The sequence below is a fragment of the Corynebacterium suranareeae genome, from assembly GCF_002355155.1.
GTDB classification, from domain to species: Bacteria; Actinomycetota; Actinomycetes; order Mycobacteriales; family Mycobacteriaceae; genus Corynebacterium; species Corynebacterium suranareeae.
Window position 1 is genome coordinate 228,717 of record NZ_AP017369.1, and the last position, 17,652, is coordinate 246,368.

Below are 17,652 nucleotides of genomic sequence, written 5' to 3' on the forward strand. Positions count from 1 at the left end.
AGCTGGAAGTGCTTTAAGTGAAAAATGCGCTGTATCAAGTATGAATAGATGCAGCGCATTTTTTGGTTTCGAAAATTTCAACTGGTTAGTTATCCAATTGGGGCAGGCATGAGGCTGACTTGATATTCAGCACTGATTGTTCCCAGTTGAACATCGTTGAGTGAGACTCCCCAGTTTTCAGAGAACTGATCAACACCTGGCTTCATGGTGATTGTTCCAGACATAAGTACGGTGCCAGGAAGACGTTCTCCGCGTTGTTCGAGAACATCGAGCCAGTACTCTGGCTCGAGAAGTGCACTTACTGGAGCTTCTTGGATGGTGGTTTTGTCTTGCCCTACCCAAGCTTTTAGGATTACTTCGTCCAGCCGGTGAGCGATGTCTGATAGTGGCCAAGCCTTTTTCCCGAGAACGTCTGGCGAGGCATTTTTAGACCATGCGACTCCGAATGTTTCTAGTTTGCGGTCGGTGTGATCGCAGGCAACGGTGAGCAGCTCTCTTCCTTGGTCATCAATCATGAGTGCCCACTCTGCCTCGCCAGAAGTTTCGTTGTGTTGCACCTGCACGTGGTTAGTTTGTTGCGCTAGGTAAGGGGATACTGGATAGAGTGCGGGGGTAGTGGTGGGGGCAGGAACGCCTAGTTCTGCAAGTTCTTCGATGTGGGCCCGGACTTCTTTTTGATCTTTGCCAGCGTATCCAGCGTTAAATAGGCGTTTCACCGTAACGGTAGTGGTAGAGCCATCGGGCAATTCAAATTCGAGTACAGGGTTGCCTGGGTGTGAGGACATTAGTCCACCTTTCTGAACGGGGAAATTTGAAGCTTTTTTCAAATGGGGGTTCCCTCTGTATGCAAAGTGTATACAATCTAATCATGATTCACGACACATTCACTCAATTTCAAGAACAAATCACACCAAGGAGGAATTGATGTCTAATATCACTAAGCCTGCGCCAGGATTGGAATCCGTCACTAAGAAAGATCTGTATAAAGCTTTCGCAGCATCATTGTCCGGTACTTCACTAGAGTGGTACGACTTCGCGGTTTATTCTGCAGCTTCTGCGCTTGTATTGGGACAGCTCTTTTTCCCTGCTGAAGATCCCTACACAGCTACAATCGCCGCGTTTTCTACGTATGCAGTCGGCTATATTTCCCGCCCTATCGGAGGAGTTTTCTTCGGCCGATTGGGGGATAAAGTCGGCCGCAAGAAGGTTCTTGTTTACACACTGCTTTTAATTGGTATTGCAACATTTATTATCGGAGTGTTGCCCACCTACCAAGATGTCGGAATCATCGCCCCGATCTTGCTGGTATCGCTACGTTTCGCCCAAGGCATCGGCGTTGGTGGTGAATGGGGTGGAGCGGTTCTTTTATCAAGTGAATTTGGTGACCCACACAAACGAGGCTTTTGGGCATCTGCTGCTCAGGTAGGACCACCGGTGGGCAACTTGATGGCTAATGGCATGCTTGCACTGCTCACTTTTACATTGTCTGCTGAACAGTTTTTGAGCTGGGGCTGGCGAATTGCGTTTCTAGTTTCGCTAATTCTCGTTGCTTTTGGTCTGTGGATCCGACTTAAACTGGAAGATACTCCTATATTTCAAGCTTTGCAGGAAAGCGGTGACCGCTCAGAAAAACCTGTTACTGAAATATTTACCACTCAGCGACGTCAGTTACTTTCTGCAATCCTCTCACGCTTGGGACCTGACGTATTCTATGCTCTTTATACGGTTTTCATACTCACCTATGGAGTGCAGAGGCTTGGTTTAGATCGAAGTACTGTCTTGAGCGCTGTTCTTATCGGTTCAGCTACGCAGATATTCACTATTCCACTTGCAGGTTGGCTTTCAGACATTGTTAATCGTCGCGTTCTGTACGCTGCCGGTGCGGTGGCTGCTGCAGCGTGGTCCTACATAATGTTTACGTTCTTGGATCCATCTAATTTTGGAACAATTGCATTTTCAATGGTGGTTGCAGGTACTTGTCACTCATTTATGTTTGGCCCTCAAGCAGCGTTTGTGATTGAACAGTTTGAACCTAGACTCCGCTACACAGGTTCGTCCCTCGCCTACACAATTGGCGGCGTTTTTGGTGGTGCCATTGCACCGCTAATGTTCACTGTTGTTGCAGGTCCTGAAATTAACTTCTTACCAGTTTCCATTTACGTTACTGTTGCTTGCCTTCTGACTCTTGTGGGACTTTTTATCGGAAGAAACTCAGTGCCACAAGAGGACTTGGATTATATCGACAAGCTGCACGGTGCGAGGGTTCATCTGTGATGACATCTACCTCAGGCAGCGCATTAGTTGGGGAGATCTGCGAGCAGAACAGCAGTGGTCATTTCCAAGTGTTTGGAGATTGTTCGGTTAACTTGTTCTAAATCTCCTGACTCTAATGCATTCACAATTTGCTCGTGCTCTTCACATACTTCCCGCCAGCGAGATACGGCATAAAGTGCTTGAACACCCATGGCTCTTTGCCGAACTCGGAGGCGGTCATAAGTTTGGATGATTTCATCGTTGTCACAAGCTTTCAAGAGGTGAAAGTGAAACTCTCGATCAAGTCTGATGAATTCAATGGAGTCGGTGGCTTGAGGATCTTTGAGTATTTCTTCTTGCTGGCGCAGTGTTGCTCTCATTTGATCAATGGGAGGTTTGCCCTTGGAAATGCTCATTGACGCTGCGTGGTGCTCGAGAAGGTCTCGCAGTTCCATCACATCTAGGATTTGCTTTTTAGTAATCACAGGAACAAAAGTTCCTCGATTGGCTATTTGCTCGACCAGTCCTTCGGAAGCGAGCGTTCGTAGTGCTTCCCGAATGGGAGTTCTGGATACACCAATTTCTTCAGCGAGTTCCTGTTCATTAAGGAATTGTCCTTGCCTGGAGGGATCAACAAGAACTTTGGTGCATAAGTAGTCGTAGGCGCGACGCTGGCTGGTGGCTCGAGGAGCGGGTTTCATAAACATATTGTATACAACTCGTGTTAAGGAGAGGTTTATTTTGAAAATTGCACTTGCCCAAATAAATACAGACGATAACGTTGAACAAAATCTGGAGAAAGTCGCTGGCTTTGTCGAGCGAAGCTCAATAAGTGGCGCGAGGTTGGTTGTTTTTCCAGAAGCAACGATGACCGCCTTGGGGACTAATTTGGTTAGCGCCTGTAAAAACTATGGTTCTAGTTGGCGTGCATCTGTGGCGTCACTTGCCAAGCAGTTTGGCATCACGATTGTTATCGGAGAATTTGAAGAAGCCGCTGATGGCCGGGTTCGAAATTTGGCAGGTATCTACTTCCCAGATGGAACACGATCCGAGTATGCAAAGATTCATCTTTTTGATGCGTTCGGCAACAAAGAATCAGATGAAGTAGAACCTGGTACAACTCCCACAGTGGTAGAAGTTGATGGGGTTAAGGTTGGCGTGGCCATTTGTTACGACATCCGTTTTCCTAAACTATTCGCGGAATTATCGAGATCCGGCGCAGAAGTTATAGTTGCTCCCACATCTTGGGGAGCAGGTCCGGGAAAAATTGAGCAATGGGAAACCCTAGCCCGGAGCCGAGCATTAGACAGTAATAGTTTTGTTGTTGCGTTGGGGCAAGCTGATCCTGCCGTGACAGGAGTGAAAGCAGCTGCAAGCTCTCCCACCGGAATTGGGCACAGTTTAGTTTCGGATCCATTCGGACATGCAGTAATTGAGCTAGGAAAGGAAGAGTCTCTCGAGATCGTTGAACTTGACCTTGAACTTGTTCAGCGTGCTCAACAGACAATTCCCATTCTTGAAAATGCTCGGCTTGGGTACTAGAGCTCGATATTGTCGATCAACCGTACCGGCCCTACGAAGATTGCCGCGACCACCAACGCCGGCCTGGTGAGCGGTCCCTCGACTTCTAATGGTTCTAAGGTTGCGGGGTCGACGATTTCGAGGTGATCCAACCGCACGCCGTCGGCACTGGCCAAGGTGTCGCGCGCGCCTTGGATATCTAGTGCTTCACCAGCTGCTTTTCGACGCTGCAACTCACTCAACACACGCGGCAACACCAGGGCTTGAGCACGCTCATCTGCGGAGAGACGTTGATTGCGGCTGGATTCAGCTAAGCCATCGGCACCACGAATAATCGGAACGGGGCGGATCTCCACGGGAATGTCCAGGTCTGCAACCAAACGACGAATCACCGCAACTTGTTGAGCATCCTTTTGTCCAAAATATGCGCGATCAGGACGCACCAAATTAAACAGCTTCGCTACGACTGTCGCTACACCATCAAAATGCCCAGGCCTGCTGGCACCTTCAAGTTTCGATCCAATAGACCCGGTGCGCGCCCACACTAAAGGCAAGCCACCGGGGTACATTTCTTCTACATCTGGTGCGAACACAATATCGACACCAGCCTCTTCAAGGAGTGCTAGGTCGGCATCGAGCTGGCGGGGATAGTTGCGGTAATCATCGCAATCGCCAAGCGCTTCAAACTGTAAAGGATTAACAAAAATACTGGCGACAACAGTGTCGTTTTCAGCACGAGCCGCTTTAACCAACGAGGCATGTCCGCTGTGTAGTGCACCCATGGTTGGCACAAGCCCGACGGATGTGTGGTGGAGGAGGGCGTCGATAAGCGCCTTTTTAGTGGTTGCTACCTGCATTAAAAGGACTCCGCCTCGCCTGGGAAGGTGCCCGCGTGGATATCGGCGATGTAGGCCTGCGCGGCGTCGTGCAAGGAATCGCCCAAGGTGGCGTATTCGCGGACGAAGCGTGGCTTCTTGCCGCGGTTGAGGCCGAAGGCATCCTGCCACACCAAAACCTGCCCATCTGTGCCATTGCCGGCACCGATTCCGATAGTGGTGATGGACAAATCCTGCGTAACTTCACGCGCGGCCTCTGCCGGAACCATCTCCAACACAACCGCAAACGCACCCGCCTGCTCCACGGCGCGGGCATCGGCGATGAGCTTTCCAGAGCTCGCGCCACGACCCTGAACCACATGCCCACCCAGGGAATGCTCGGACTGCGGGGTGTAACCAATGTGGCCGACGACCGGAATACCTGCGTCAACAATGCGGCGAATCGTCTGCGCGATCTCTACGCCACCCTCGACTTTCACTGCAGCCGCACCGGTTTCACGCATGATGCGGATCGCGGACTCCACCGCCTGATTCGGGCTCACCTCATAAGTGCCAAACGGCAGATCAACCACTACAAACGCACGCTTAGCGGCGATCGTTACTGCCTTGGCCAGCACAATCATCTCATCCAACGTGATCGACAGCGTGGTGTCGCGGCCCAAAACAACGTTGGCGGCGGAATCACCAACAAGGAGCATATCGACGCCAGCCTCATCAAAAATGCGCGCCGACAGCGCATCATAGCTGGTGAGAACCGAAACTTTCTGGCCGTTTGCTTTAGCTTCACGGAAATGACGGGTGCGGATTTTCTTTGCATCAATGCCTGACATGGGCATGAGTATAGATGTGATAACCAGCTCAGAATAAATAAAATCCGATTTGATTCACTGTTTAGGGGTGGTGCTTGATTAAGTTCTCCAATTCTTGTTGTCCTGCGAGTTGTCCTGCGAGCAGAATTTCCAACAAGAAAATGACAAAAGGAGTGCAATCACTGCGGTTGAGCGGATGCTCAACATTTTGAAACGCCTTGTAGTACTTGCTGACATTCCGATTTATGGAGCTCGACAATGTCAGTGCAACGGCAGGGGAGAGCAGTTCGGACAAGCGCATGCTGAGGAGGAACCGACCAACCCTGCCGTTGCCGTCATAAAAAGGGTGCACTGTCTCAAACATGAAATGCGAAACAAGTGCATCGATGAGATTTCCGGTGTTTAAAAGATCAAGGCTTGTGTGGATACCATCAATGATTTTGACTTCGGGAAAGAAACCAGAGTGAACAGTTTTATGGTTGCCATCCACAATCTGAACAGGGTGTTTTCGGAAAAGCTCACCATCTAGTTTTTGATCAGGTGCCAACTCGTTGTGCATGAAAAGGTCATAGAAAGTACGCAGATCAGATGGTGTTTGAGGAATTATCGCGTTGTGGTGTGCGAGTTTTCCGTAGTGGTAGGAAATTCCATGAGTATTGGTGGCTTTTAATGAATCAGTGATGCTTGTTTGAGTTGTTGTAATTCCTTCAATTTCATTTGTTGCGATGACCTCGTGAATGACAAGTTTCTGCAGAATTTCTTCAGTTGTTTGATCGGGAAGTTTATTCCAGCTGTTTCGAAATTTAGAGTTGTGCGTATTTAGTTGTGCAGTTAGTTCCCGGATCTCTGGCGTAAGGATGTAAAACAGAGGATCGTTGTGAAGTACGAAAGGGTAGTGGACCGCATCTTCTGAATTGAACCGTTGTTGGTAGAGATCCTCCGCATAGGTTTTGCTTGAGGAAGAGGAGGAGTGGAATTCCTTTTGGAGAGTTTTGTACTTCATAAGCGGGTCTTAGTTTCTGGCCAGTTTTTGTGAGGATACCTTTGCAGCAAGAATTTTCCGGTGCTCTATGGCAGGTTTCCTCTGTTGAATCTGTCGATTTGGACCCCTGCCCTGCATTTACTAGTAGTGGTTTTGCCTAGTAGTGCAACAACCCCAAACGCAAGGCTTGGGGTTGTGAGGTAAGGCGCATCGACCTACATCGATGCTCACGGTGTTAAGGATAGTAGCAATATCGACAAGGTCCAAGGCGGAGCTGAAAGCTAACGTCATGTTCAGCTATCTTGAATTTTGAGCACTGCTGCGCGAATTGATTTTGTAGTGTGAATGAGCGTTTCCAGTAGATATCGTTGCGGTGTCCGAGACTTAAGACCAGGATAACCAGCTCACCGACTCTAGTGTCGTAGATTATTCGGTAGGAGCCCATCCTCAAACGGTATACATCTTCTCCACCGAAGAAGGTTTGTAGGTAATTGAATAGCGCGATTCTGATATCGGTGGGTGGTCAGCTCAGTCCGAGCTCAGCCTTTAGGTCTTCATGGGAGACTTCTTCAGCCTCTTGACGAGCAGTTGCTGCGGCGCGGATGTCTTCCATATCTTCTATCGCTTGGATCGCACGGTCATAGAAGCCAGGGGAGACAACCACCGCGCGACGATGAGTCCCGCGACTAAGGATGGTAACGGGCTCGCGTTGGGCGGCGTCGAGGAATCGACTTTGTTAGTTATGGAATTCGCTGGTGGTCGCGGTGATACTCATGATCCCCACCGGACATTTTGTACAAAATGTACATCAAGAGGTTCAGTTAAAATCACCGTAAAGACATTTCTCACAGAACTAATTATGCTGTCAGCTGTCTTTAAGTGGCGTACGTTTCGTTTATTTCATTTATTCGGTAATGTAAAGGCATGTCACACTTACAGGACAATGAACTCGCCAGCACGGCGGCAACAGCCCGTGAGGCTTTACAGAAAATCAACCGCGTCCTGAGAAATACATCTACCAACAAAGACGTCAAGGTCGCGGTGGAGGACTCTGATGAGGTCATCCGTCTACCCCGGGAGGTGGCCACTGTACTCCGGGAGATCCTGGTTAATTCAGCCGCCGGCAGATCAGTAGGCGTGATGCCCATGCGGGCCGAGCTGACCACTCAGCAAGCAGCTAACCTGCTTAATGTTTCTCGTCCGCATGTCATTAAATTGATGGATGACGGCATCTTGCCTGGACATAAGGTTGGCACTCATCGACGCATCTATGCGGCTGACGTGCAGGCCTACAAACACCAACGAGATATTGACACCCGCACAGCTGCAGACGATCTCACTGCCCTTACCGAGGAGATTGGGCTTTACGAGTGAGTGGTTTTACCGTTATCTACGACGCCAACGTCTTGTATCCCAATATGTTACGCGACATCCTAATCCGACTGGCAGGTACGGGCATTTACCAAGCCCGGTGGACCGAGGACATCTTGGATGAGGTCTTTCGCAACCTCCAGGCCAACCGACCAGATCTTGACCCCAGTAAGCTGCGCCGAACCCGGGAGTTGATGTGTCGGGCTGTGGATGACTGCCTGGTGACTGGGTATGAAGATTTAATTCAGTCATTGTCTTTGCCTGATCCTGAGGACCGTCATGTTCTTGCTGCTGCCATTAGATGTGGCGCCCAGGTGATTGTCACCGAAAATGCGCGGGATTTTCCTCAGGACGTGATGGAGCGATACGGCATCGAGATCCAGGGTGCTGATGAGTTTTTATGCGATCAGATTGATCTGTACGGTACTCGTGTCCATCAGGCTGTTACCTATGCCGCGGCAGCGTTTAAGAATCCGCCCAGGACCATTGACGATGTGCTTGATGCACTGGCTATAGCGGGAGCCCCGTCTGCGGCGGACTCCGACGATAGATTACCCTGCCTATGAGATGCTTAGGAGTTCTACTCCTATAAGCCACCCTGAGCTGGCTTCCCGTCTGGTTGAATGCTCTCGATGACGCTCCTCCCGTATCTGCGGCCTCCCACAGAACTTCCACACCCCCTCTAAACAGGCCTGTTTAGAAGGTGGGATCAACGCCCAGATTAAAGCCTTAGCCAGAAACCGCCGAGGAATGTTTGATGAGCACCAACGCATAGCAGTGGATTGGTGGTTATTGATGCATACGCAATTGCCTGGCGATCCAGTCGAGATCGCCAGGCAACAACACTGGGGTCAAGACAGACTCGCCAAAGTTGAAGTCTTGAGCAACCAGGAGGATCCGAGCTCCGGTCGTGAAGACGGGCGCCTGGCTAGGTATGACACCGGGGTCGATGCCACACCGACTAATTCTATCGGTATCAGACAGGGCTGGGTAGGGCGCTTCAACTAGCCAACTATGGGAGGATTCGTGGCGACCTGGGGAAAGTACACAAAATGTCCCTTATGGTCGACACTCCGTAAAAGCACACATTTTGTCCCTTAACCCACAAATAAAGCTAGCCGCCTCTCCATACGGAGAGAACGGCTAGTCGTGATAACGCCACTCTAGGTGATTCTTGCAGCATGGGCAATAGTACAGGTCCCGTGAAAGCTTGAGGAATAGCTTTTATTGAGTAGGGAGTGGGAAGGGGCGCAGGGGTTCCAGTCTTTCTCACTTTCTCTTGCCTTTTGGGGTATACCCCAAAAGGCTCGTGTGACGGACTCGCCCCAAGATGAGCTGCCTGATGGTGGAACCGATTTGGTAATTTTGAGAGTGACCTCAACTAACGAGCGGATGCGAAAAGCAGTCATCTTCCTACTTTTTCTTCTTGGATTAGTGGTCGGATTTTTTCTCCGCTATAGCCTGGTCTCACTCGAATCAGTTCTTGAGCAGAAAATGTTGTGGCTTTTAGGATTTTTCATCAACCAGATGATCTTGTTGAGCGTTGTAGTTGGCGCAGCTATCGTTTTGTACCATTTTCGTCGTGGGTACTATGCTGTCCGTGCTCTGGGGTGGGGAGTTTGGGCAGGGTTTCTGGTATCTAGCCTCTTTTTTATGGCGTTGATTCTAGCTGTGGCATTAGGTGGACTTACTCCCTGATGAAAAGAAAATTTAATTGCACAACTGGATTTAATCTGGCTCCTTACTGAGGAGAGGGAGTGAGCGCCTACGTTCAGTCGAATAATCTCGGCTGTGTTCCATCCCGCTCACTAGTGACAATGAGTGGGTATTTAGCTGACGCAGGCTTCACCTCCTTGCTAGCTGCGAAAAGACCGCCACAGGCCACACTAGTTTTACGGGCTTATTCCATTAGCACGGACATAGTGCTGATTCATTCTGAGCTGTTGATTTATACTCGCACCAAAACTTGATGATCTAGATTCAATCACTGCATCATCAATCGCAATGAACCCAAGCTGGCGGTTGGTGTCGTCAAGCGAGACTGCAAGTCGTCTAGCGAACTATATTTCTGGCTACTCCATATGCGTCCGCTGCGGAATACTTCAAGCTGCCATTGCGATCGTTGTGAAGTAACTCAAGTAGTTGCAGTGGTGCTCGCCATATTTATTAACCAAAGTAAGAAAAGTCATTGGTGTGTTATGTAGAACTTCTTATTCGCCGAGTTTCAGGGGGTGGGTATAATTTTGCATTTTTAAGGATCAAGCCTTAACTCAAGGCTCGATTTTGTCGAACAGACCAAAATAAGTGCAGTTAAACGCGCTTAAGGAAATTCTTTCCTAGTCAAATATTTGTAATTGCTCCAATGTTTCTACTTACCCCTGCTTGAATAATTTTTATCGAAACGTTCCCGTTATTTACCTAAAATTCGGGGGTACCTGAATCGTAAAGATAGGAGCTTTACATGAATGACGCCACCGTTATTTCGCCAGATGGTACCGAATTGAGTTATTTCCGAAAGGGTACTGGCCCCGCTCTGGTCATCACCCACGGCAGCATTGCAGATAAATCTGATTGGTTTCCTGTAATTGATCGCCTAGCTGATAACTTCACCTGCTTTGTCTATGATCGGCGGGGTCGCGGTGGCAGCATCGACACTGCGGAATATTCAATGTCCGCCGAGATCGCAGACATCAAGACCATGATGGAACTCGCCGGCGCAGATGCGCATCTTTTGGGACACTCCTACGGTGCCTTGTGCACTTTGGAATATGCATTACGAAATTCTCTTGGCAACGGCAGATTGGTTTTATTCGAGCCACCCCTCCCAGTGGATGGTCCAGTTGCCGGAGATGCACTACCAAAATACAAAGATGCAATTGAATCAGGAGATCCGGATGCAGCGCTGGGGATCTCTCTGAAAGAGATCGTGCGCGTATCTGATGCTGAAATTGCTGGTCTACGACAGTCTCCTGTTTGGCCACGACTGTGCGAACTGGCGCCAACATGGACTCGTGAACTAGTAGAAATTGACGCCTTAGGTGATGATTTCTCTCGTTTTAATGTGCTTGAGACCGCGAATGTTTCTGTCATCCGTGGCACGGCAACCTCGCCGATGCTCTTTGAATCTGCAACTGAAGTTGTTGATGCAGTTCCAGGATCACGACTTTATGAAATTCCTGAGGCCGATCACTTCGCGCACCTTATGGTTCCGGATACTTTCTCGGAAAATTTGAAACAAGCGCTCGGTGATTAATACTCGCTACACCGCGATGTGAAAGCCCTACTTCATGTGGGGCTTTTGCTCTGTTGCCACTCCTTCTAGATGTCTCAAGCAGAGTTGCAAAACTACATTTTCGGATAACCTCGGCGCCCGCTTACTGTTGGATCATTAGGAATCCAGAACCGTAGAAGAGCTTCGGTGTTTTTACTAATTCCAATACGAGGGCCTCGGACAACTTCAGGTACTTCTAACCGGTCAGTGATAAGAAATGAAGGGCCAAAAACTGAAGAATGATTATCACTGATTTCTAAACCTAAAGCTTGCCCCAAGTTTCCCGGACCTTGGGCAAGGCGTGCATGTGGAATGTTTTCCCCTCGACGACTTTGAGCAATGGATATGCCGGACACTACTTCTCCTGCGCGAAGCAGTACTCCTTGGCCTGTTCCTTCTGGCCCGCACACAATATTTCCTGCCCGATGGATGCCGTATGAGATATAGACATACATGTGTCCACCGGGACCAAACATCGCTGCATTTCTTGGGGTTTTACCTCGGTAAGTATGTGCAGCTTCGTCGGTCGAACCTAAATAGGCTTCAACTTCAGTAATCCGGATACCAACACCGGCATGGGTGAGTGTGCAGCCTAGAAGCTGTGGAGCAACAATATCGGCAGATTGAAGGAAGTCGATGGGCATGACACCGATCTTAGGTTGCGGTGATCAAGGGCCTCAAAGTGCAAAGCCGCGAATGCGTGCGCATGAACGATTAGTCAACCGCTGCTATCCCAAAAAGCAGACAAGCCGAACTCGGCCACTTAACAAAGCGCAGCTTCCAATTCTGCGCGGATAAACCGTCGAGCAGCCCTGGCGTCGGCGTTTATTCCTCCGAGGTTAATAAAAGCATGGATCTGTCCTTTGAATTCGGCCATCGTCACGGAGTTTCCAGCCTCTAGTAGAGCTTGCCCGTAGGCTTGCACTTCATGGGCTAAGACGTCGCATTCCCCGTACACAATGGTGGTTGGAGGTAGGTCGTTCAGGTCAGAAGCAAGTAGTGGTGAAAGCCGTGGGTCGGTGCGGTCATGTTCACCTGCATATTGGTTGATGTAGCGTTCCATCGCCTCTTTAGTCAGGTAGCAATCTTGGCCAAATTTGAGGTAGCTGGGTGTCGTTGTTGTGGAAACATCAGTCACGGGATAGATAAGAACCTGGTGAGCCAACGAAGGAGCCAATGCAAACCCCAACCCAGGCTCCACCCCAGATCCCAACATAGACCCCACCCCAGGCTCCACCCCAGGTCCCAACATAGACCCCACCCCAAGCGAAACAGCAGAATCCACAACACGTTTCCGCAGTTGTTGAGCAGTTACCGCCGCAATGTTTCCGCCGGCGCTATCTCCACCAATTGCCACGCGGAAAGTATCAATTTCTAGTCCGGACGCCCCACCCAACACAGCGTTGACCACCGCAAACGCATCGTCGATAGCTGCTGGAAAAGGGTGAGCGGGTGCAAGCCGGTAGTCCACGCTGATGGCGATGATCGGCAAGCCGACTACTAATGAGCGAACCGTGGCATCGATCATGTCCAAGTTGCCGCCGGACCAGCCTCCACCGTGAAAGTACACCAAGCACGGCAAAACACCGGCCCCAGCCTCCAGCGGCCTATACACCCTCACCGGCACCCCAGCGATATCTTGATCTACTGCCACATGAGTTGCATTAACCCCAGCGCCAACAGCGTCTTTACCGAAATTTACCTGCTCTTCCGCACTGAGCGTGGGCAAAGTGTCGATATAAAATTGGGCATCTGGATGAAGGAACATAACAGTAATCCTAGAACCACAAGAAAAACCACACGACACGTAATCACAATTCCACCTAGGCTTAGGTGCAGGTTAGAAAGGAGCCTTCGATGGCAAAGACTCGTACTTTTCTCTTTGATCTTTATGGTGTGCTCATCAAGGAACATGGTTCTGCACAATTTGAGCGGGTAGCTCGGGCGGTGGGTGAGCCGTCCAAGAACGATAAGTTGCATGAGGCTTATGAGTCGCTTCGCTTGGATCTTGATGCGGGTCGTGTGAGCGAGGTGAATTATTGGAATCAGGTAAAGCTGTTGGCGGGTTTGGAGTATTTGGATATCCAAGAGGTCATCGCTGCTGATTACAAGGGTTTGTATGAGTGCGATCAGGACATGGTTGATTATGTGTTGTCGTTGAAGGCAAAAGGCCACCGCATTGGAATTTTATCTAATATTCCAGAAGGGTTGGCCAAGATGTTGAAGGAGCACAATTCAACGTGGCTTGATCGGCTGGATGCGGTGGTTTTGTCGTGCGATATTGGGGCGGCGAAGCCGGAGCCGAAGTCTTTCCATGTAGCCCTTGAGGCTCTTGGTGAAAAGGCTGAGGATGTGACTTTTATTGATGATCGCCTGCGCAACATTGAGGCAGCGCGCGAAGAAGGTCTCAACACAATTCACTTCACTGGCTTAGATTCCTTAAAAGAAAGCATCCAGGAATGACACGTCAACCACTTATTTTGCCTTTCGGCGATAAGGTTCCGCGCATTCATGAAAGCGCATGGATCGCCCCGAATGCCACGATTATCGGGGATGTTGAAATTGGCCCGGATGCGTCCATTTTTTATGGCGTTGTCCTGCGTGGCGATGTCAACAAAATTACCATCGGTGCCCGCACGAATGTCCAGGACAATTGCGTGATCCATGTCGACGGCGATGCCCCGTGCACCCTCGGCGATGATGTCACGGTCGGCCACATGGCCCTCGTCCACGGCGCGACGGTGGGCAACGGCACACTCGTCGGCATGAAATCCGCGCTGCTTTCTGGCAGCATCATCGGCCCCGGTGCGCTCATTGCTGCTGGTGCGATCGTGTTGGAAGGACAAGAAATCCCGGCGCAAGCTTTAGCAGCCGGGGTTCCGGCCAAAGTGCGCAGATTGCTTGACGACGCCCAGTCCCAGTCCTTTATCCCTCACGCGGGTCGTTATGTGGAAACATCAAAAGCCCAGGCTTCCATCTCGGAAGCACTGAGCTTAGATGAGGTTAGGGTACGAGGGTAAGTGGTTCGTTGAGTAGTCGATCGAGTGCGACTGCTCGTGCTGCTGCGCGGACATTTTCCCGGTGTGTGGGAATCAACCGGAGTTCGATGTCTGCGTCGTATTCTTTCTTAAGCTGTGAAGCAAACACCGATCGTCCTTGAGGATCTTCCGAGAACGCGGATCCCGACAGCACTAGTGTGGATGGGCTAATTGTTTCGGCTGCTTCTGCGGCGGTATGGGCAAGTAGCGTCGCGCGATCATCTAGAAACGCGCGTGCTTTGTCATTATCTTTAGCGATGGTGACTAGCTCTCCAAGGCTATTGGCAAAAATACCTTGATCAGATACCCGGCTGAGGAAGCCTTGGGTGCTTAGTGCATCTTCAGCTGCCATACCTAAAGTATCCAGGCCAGATCCTTGGGTAGTAGCCAGTGATCCAATGACATGTACACCTAAGTCATTGCTGTAGGCAGCTCCCACAGAGTCATCGGCGTAGAACGTCAAGGTGATTGGCGTCGGCTGCTCAGGGTGGGGAAGCGGGGAAGCCTGTAGTTCAGAAGCAGCAATTGCGGGGATAGCCGAGGCAACAGTTGCTGGAACGCTGAATTGGTAGTTGAGCCGACCAGCGATATCCACGCTGTCCCAACCTAAGTTGTTGGCGGTGACAACACCAGCGTTGGTGACTTTGCCGGAGGTTGCCACACCAATGCCAACCAACGGCAGATCCAAGCCGGTGGTGAGGCGATTAACTCCAGCGATAAGGTGCTCGATGAAGGTGTCTGGATCAAGGTCTGCTGCAGAAATTTCCAGCATGGCATCACGAAGGGTGCGTCCCTTGGTATCAAACAATGCGACATAGGACGATTTCGTACCAATGGCTACGCCTGCATGAATCCATGGACTTGGTGCGAGCTCAAGTGGAATATTGGGACGACCAGGGCCTGAAGAGAGCGTGAGATCAGGGCGTTCACGCACCAAACCTGCCTGCATTAATGCAGTGACTGCACGTGTGACAGTGGGTTGGGACAGACCTGTGGCCTCGACCAGCTCATTTCTAATGAGTTGCTGGCCGAGGCGGATATGGTGCATACACTTTGCAGCCGGAGTAGATGGGCGGGCAAAGGACGCAGAGAAATGGGCCTGATTGGGCATAGGTAAACCATAGCCAATCATAGACAACGCTGTCTAATAAGTGCTCTATGATCTAGACCGCATAGTCTGTAAATGGGCAGGGATAAATACCTAGATGGCGGTCACCTTTGGTTTTTCATATTTCCAGAACTTAGGTACCGACACCATGCAAATTGCAGTCAATACAACTACTGCTACTCCGCCCCATAATACCGTCCAACCAGCACCTAGAGGCTCAGCTGCCCAGCCGTGTAAAACATCAGCCAGTCGTGGTCCGCCGACGACAACAATGATCCACACGCCTTGGATTCTGCCCTGGACATGCTCTGCCGCAGACTGCTGCAAAATAGCATTGCGTACTGCGGAGCTGAACATGTCAGCCATGCCGCCAATTACCATCATGATGATAAACATCCACGCCCAGGCAGTAACCGCGCCGGGGCTAACAACAATTGCCACACCTCCCAGCGCAACGGCTGCACCCCATGCAATGATGCACCAGTACACGGCAACACCTTGGCGGCTAATCCGGGAAACCCAACCAGATAACACACCACCCAAGACTGCACCGACAGCCATTGATGAATACATAAAGGCCAGCATCGTTGCACCGGCATCACCACCGCCGAAGTTGACTTCAGCAATTTCAGGATAAAGAGCTCGTGGCATGCCGAAGATCATGGCAATTAGATCCAAAACCATCACCATCATCAACACGGGTTGGCCAGCTAAGTATTTAAGCCCATCCACCACGCTGGCAAAACCGGCCTTCATCACCTTGCCTGAAGGCTTGATCGATGGCAGTGCCCATACCGCCCACAAGGTCGGGATAATAGAGACCACATCAAGGAAGTACAGCCAGCCAAAGCCAATCAGTGGAATCAGTGCACCTGCAATCAACGGCCCCACAATGGCACCGGTCTGCATCAGCAACATGTTCAACGACGTTGCGGACGCTAATTGATCAATCGGCAAAATGCTGCGCAAAATTGCAGTACGCGTGGGTTGGTTCACCGCGAAAAAGGCTTGTTGTAAAGCAAAGTTAATCAACAATAACCAGATATTATCATTGCCTAAAATGGTGAGAACCCAAAAACCAGCAGTGGTGACACACATGCCGATCGTGGTGCAGATAAGCACGATGCGCTTATCAAAAGCATCGGCAATCGAACCGCCATAAAGCCCGAAAATAATCAACGGGACAAGCCCGAACAGGCCAGTTAAACCTACATACCCTGACGAGCCAGTCATTTGGTAGATCTGGACCGGCACGGCAACAACGGTTAATTGGGCACCAATGACAGTGGCAACATTGCCTAACCACAGTCGTTTGAAGGCCGGTTCTTTCAGCGGTCTGGTGTCAGCGAAAATATCTCGGAAACTCACCAGGTAGAGCTTAGACCTCTTTGTTGGGCCTATTTGTTAGTAACCTCGGCGATCCTCCACAGACCAAGCGCCGCTGACAACGGCTGTGGTGTCACCGCGCAGCAGATCCTCAATTTCTGAGGCGGCGTGTAGAACAACATCTAGTCGGAAACCAGCAGGAAGTGGCGTCCCCTCTTTGAGAAGGGCATCGCCGAAGAAGGAACCACCTCGACGGGTCGGGCCGCCGACGCGAGCGATGGCCAATGCCCCAGCGGCCTCGGCTTCAATGAGCATCGTGGTGGGATCAGCGTCCTGAGATGCGCAGGTTGTCGACCATACCTGGGGGACATGATGGCAAAACACGTGGCCAAGGCACATGACGATTTCCGCGAACGCATCGCGACCAAGATGCTTGCCGACGCGAAACTGGTACCAGGCGTTGTCCGGCGTGACAGTCGAGGGCGGGGTATCCCCGACGATGACTGGTGGGTGGGGGAGTTCGGCCCAGCTTGCGGCGTCGACAAGCATCTTTTCCCAGGTGGCAACCGCGCCAATTTTGGCTATGTTGCCCAGCATGCGGGCGGTGTCGTCGGTAAATGAGGGGTGAAAGCCTGCGTAGCTGGGAGTGGCGTGGAAGGGACCGCGGCGGCGCCTGGAAGCGTCAATGTGTGGATCGGTGAGCGGAGCGTGGCGTGGATTGAGGTGGCACAGCAGTGGTGGCGTAAGGGGGTCGCGCAGGTCACTGAGCAAAATGGGCAGCGTGTCGGGGGATTCGGGAAATCCTATGATGTCCCATTCGAGGGCGGGGCGAAGATCGATTTGGTGGAGTGCGTGCTTGACGCCTTCAAAGCTCTGGAGCTCAAAAACCCGCATTGGCCTGGCTAATTGCACCGCGGCCTGGGCTGCGTGGGCAATGGGGTAGTGGGGCCAGGCGCTGGCGGTGGCGTAAATGAGCTGCTCGAGGCGGCTTTTACGGCGCGGATTGGTTTCGGTGCTAACCATGTCAGAGATGGAGCGAAGGACGGTTGCGGTCTCAGGGTGGTTCATGGCGGTGCGGGCTCCCAACTGTTGATTCACATTCATTGGGAATAAGGTTAGCCTAACCATTTTTTGTAG

Annotated in this window: 21 protein-coding genes; 9 read left to right on the forward strand and 12 right to left on the reverse strand. The window is 50.9% G+C overall.

What is annotated here, in order from left to right:
* Positions 1 to 89 precede the first annotated feature (89 nt).
* Positions 90 to 785, reverse strand: a complete 696-nt coding sequence (locus N24_RS01080) for a DUF2848 domain-containing protein (RefSeq protein ID WP_096453561.1) — start codon at positions 783 to 785, stop codon at positions 90 to 92.
* Positions 786 to 924: 139 nt separating this feature from the next.
* Between N24_RS01080 and N24_RS01085 the strand changes: the two genes are divergently transcribed.
* A complete protein-coding gene (locus tag N24_RS01085) occupies positions 925 to 2,274 on the forward strand; it encodes an MFS transporter (RefSeq protein ID WP_096453563.1) in 1,350 nt (449 codons plus the stop codon).
* A 23-nt stretch (positions 2,275 to 2,297) separates the two neighbouring features.
* Here N24_RS01085 and N24_RS01090 read toward each other — a convergent pair whose 3' ends face one another.
* The gene (locus N24_RS01090; RefSeq protein WP_157736381.1) at positions 2,298 to 2,954 is read right to left on the reverse strand and encodes a GntR family transcriptional regulator; all 657 of its coding nucleotides are present in this window, start codon (positions 2,952 to 2,954) and stop codon (positions 2,298 to 2,300) included.
* 40 nt (positions 2,955 to 2,994) lie between these two features.
* Between N24_RS01090 and N24_RS01095 the strand changes: the two genes are divergently transcribed.
* Positions 2,995 to 3,795 carry a carbon-nitrogen hydrolase family protein gene (locus tag N24_RS01095; RefSeq protein WP_096453568.1) on the forward strand — a complete coding sequence of 267 codons (801 nt, stop codon included), beginning with the start codon at positions 2,995 to 2,997 and terminating at the stop codon, positions 3,793 to 3,795.
* On the opposite strand, the gene panC is transcribed toward N24_RS01095, so the two are convergent.
* The 5 genes from panC to N24_RS16690 form a co-directional block, all read right to left on the reverse strand.
* Positions 3,792 to 4,631: a pantoate--beta-alanine ligase gene (gene panC, locus N24_RS01100; protein WP_096453570.1), complete on the reverse strand. Its 840-nt coding sequence runs from the start codon at positions 4,629 to 4,631 to the stop codon at positions 3,792 to 3,794. The genes N24_RS01095 and panC overlap by 4 nt on opposite strands.
* Complete coding sequence (gene panB, locus N24_RS01105; protein ID WP_096459544.1) at positions 4,631 to 5,440, reverse strand: 3-methyl-2-oxobutanoate hydroxymethyltransferase; 810 nt, start codon at positions 5,438 to 5,440, stop codon at positions 4,631 to 4,633. Before panB ends, panC begins: the two co-directional genes overlap by 1 nt.
* Before the next feature lie 61 nt (positions 5,441 to 5,501).
* Complete coding sequence (locus N24_RS01110) at positions 5,502 to 6,422, reverse strand: Fic family protein (protein ID WP_096453572.1); 921 nt, start codon at positions 6,420 to 6,422, stop codon at positions 5,502 to 5,504.
* A 214-nt stretch (positions 6,423 to 6,636) separates the two neighbouring features.
* Entirely contained in the window at positions 6,637 to 6,912 is a 276-nt protein-coding gene (locus N24_RS16655; RefSeq protein ID WP_331713147.1) for a type II toxin-antitoxin system RelE family toxin, read from the reverse strand.
* A 12-nt stretch (positions 6,913 to 6,924) separates the two neighbouring features.
* Positions 6,925 to 7,065, reverse strand: a complete 141-nt coding sequence (locus N24_RS16690; protein WP_331713108.1) for a hypothetical protein — start codon at positions 7,063 to 7,065, stop codon at positions 6,925 to 6,927.
* A 260-nt stretch (positions 7,066 to 7,325) separates the two neighbouring features.
* Here N24_RS16690 and N24_RS01125 point away from each other — a divergent pair, with 260 nt between their 5' ends.
* The 5 genes from N24_RS01125 (at position 7,326) to N24_RS01145 (ending at position 11,025) form a co-directional block, all read left to right on the forward strand.
* Positions 7,326 to 7,775, forward strand: a complete 450-nt coding sequence (locus N24_RS01125) for a helix-turn-helix domain-containing protein (protein ID WP_096453576.1) — start codon at positions 7,326 to 7,328, stop codon at positions 7,773 to 7,775.
* A complete protein-coding gene (locus N24_RS01130) occupies positions 7,772 to 8,338 on the forward strand; it encodes a PIN domain-containing protein (protein WP_096453578.1) in 567 nt (188 codons plus the stop codon). Before N24_RS01125 ends, N24_RS01130 begins: the two co-directional genes overlap by 4 nt.
* 229 nt (positions 8,339 to 8,567) lie before the next feature.
* Positions 8,568 to 8,780, forward strand: a complete 213-nt coding sequence (locus tag N24_RS01135; RefSeq protein ID WP_157736383.1) for a hypothetical protein — start codon at positions 8,568 to 8,570, stop codon at positions 8,778 to 8,780.
* A gap of 219 nt (positions 8,781 to 8,999) precedes the next feature.
* The gene (locus N24_RS16515; RefSeq protein WP_231910793.1) at positions 9,000 to 9,470 is read left to right on the forward strand and encodes a hypothetical protein; all 471 of its coding nucleotides are present in this window, start codon (positions 9,000 to 9,002) and stop codon (positions 9,468 to 9,470) included.
* Positions 9,471 to 10,233: 763 nt separating this feature from the next.
* Positions 10,234 to 11,025, forward strand: coding sequence for an alpha/beta fold hydrolase (locus N24_RS01145; RefSeq protein WP_096453582.1), 792 nt, complete (start codon positions 10,234 to 10,236; stop codon positions 11,023 to 11,025).
* A 92-nt stretch (positions 11,026 to 11,117) separates the two neighbouring features.
* Here the strand turns inward: N24_RS01145 and N24_RS01150 are convergent, their stop codons facing one another.
* Both N24_RS01150 and N24_RS01155 read right to left on the reverse strand, forming a co-directional pair.
* Positions 11,118 to 11,687, reverse strand: coding sequence for a DNA-3-methyladenine glycosylase (locus N24_RS01150; RefSeq protein ID WP_167381978.1), 570 nt, complete (start codon positions 11,685 to 11,687; stop codon positions 11,118 to 11,120).
* A gap of 119 nt (positions 11,688 to 11,806) precedes the next feature.
* Positions 11,807 to 12,811 (reverse strand): alpha/beta hydrolase, encoded by a 1,005-nt coding sequence (locus tag N24_RS01155; protein WP_096453586.1) that lies wholly within the window; start codon positions 12,809 to 12,811, stop codon positions 11,807 to 11,809.
* Between the two features lie 89 nt (positions 12,812 to 12,900).
* Here N24_RS01155 and N24_RS01160 point away from each other — a divergent pair, with 89 nt between their 5' ends.
* Both N24_RS01160 and N24_RS01165 read left to right on the forward strand, forming a co-directional pair.
* Positions 12,901 to 13,506, forward strand: a complete 606-nt coding sequence (locus N24_RS01160; protein ID WP_096453588.1) for an HAD family hydrolase — start codon at positions 12,901 to 12,903, stop codon at positions 13,504 to 13,506.
* Entirely contained in the window at positions 13,503 to 14,063 is a 561-nt protein-coding gene (locus N24_RS01165; RefSeq protein ID WP_096453590.1) for a gamma carbonic anhydrase family protein, read from the forward strand. The genes N24_RS01160 and N24_RS01165 overlap by 4 nt, the downstream gene beginning before the upstream one ends.
* On the opposite strand, the gene N24_RS01170 is transcribed toward N24_RS01165, so the two are convergent.
* From N24_RS01170 to N24_RS16520, 3 genes are all read right to left on the reverse strand, one after another.
* Positions 14,047 to 15,192, reverse strand: coding sequence for a winged helix-turn-helix domain-containing protein (locus N24_RS01170; protein WP_167381979.1), 1,146 nt, complete (start codon positions 15,190 to 15,192; stop codon positions 14,047 to 14,049). The two genes, N24_RS01165 and N24_RS01170, sit on opposite strands and share 17 nt — an antisense overlap.
* 90 nt (positions 15,193 to 15,282) lie before the next feature.
* On the reverse strand, positions 15,283 to 16,557 hold the full coding sequence (locus tag N24_RS01175; protein WP_096453594.1) for an MFS transporter: 1,275 nt from the start codon (positions 16,555 to 16,557) through the stop codon (positions 15,283 to 15,285).
* A gap of 36 nt (positions 16,558 to 16,593) precedes the next feature.
* Positions 16,594 to 17,619, reverse strand: a complete 1,026-nt coding sequence (locus tag N24_RS16520; protein ID WP_231910795.1) for a hypothetical protein — start codon at positions 17,617 to 17,619, stop codon at positions 16,594 to 16,596.
* Positions 17,620 to 17,652: the final 33 nt, after the last annotated feature.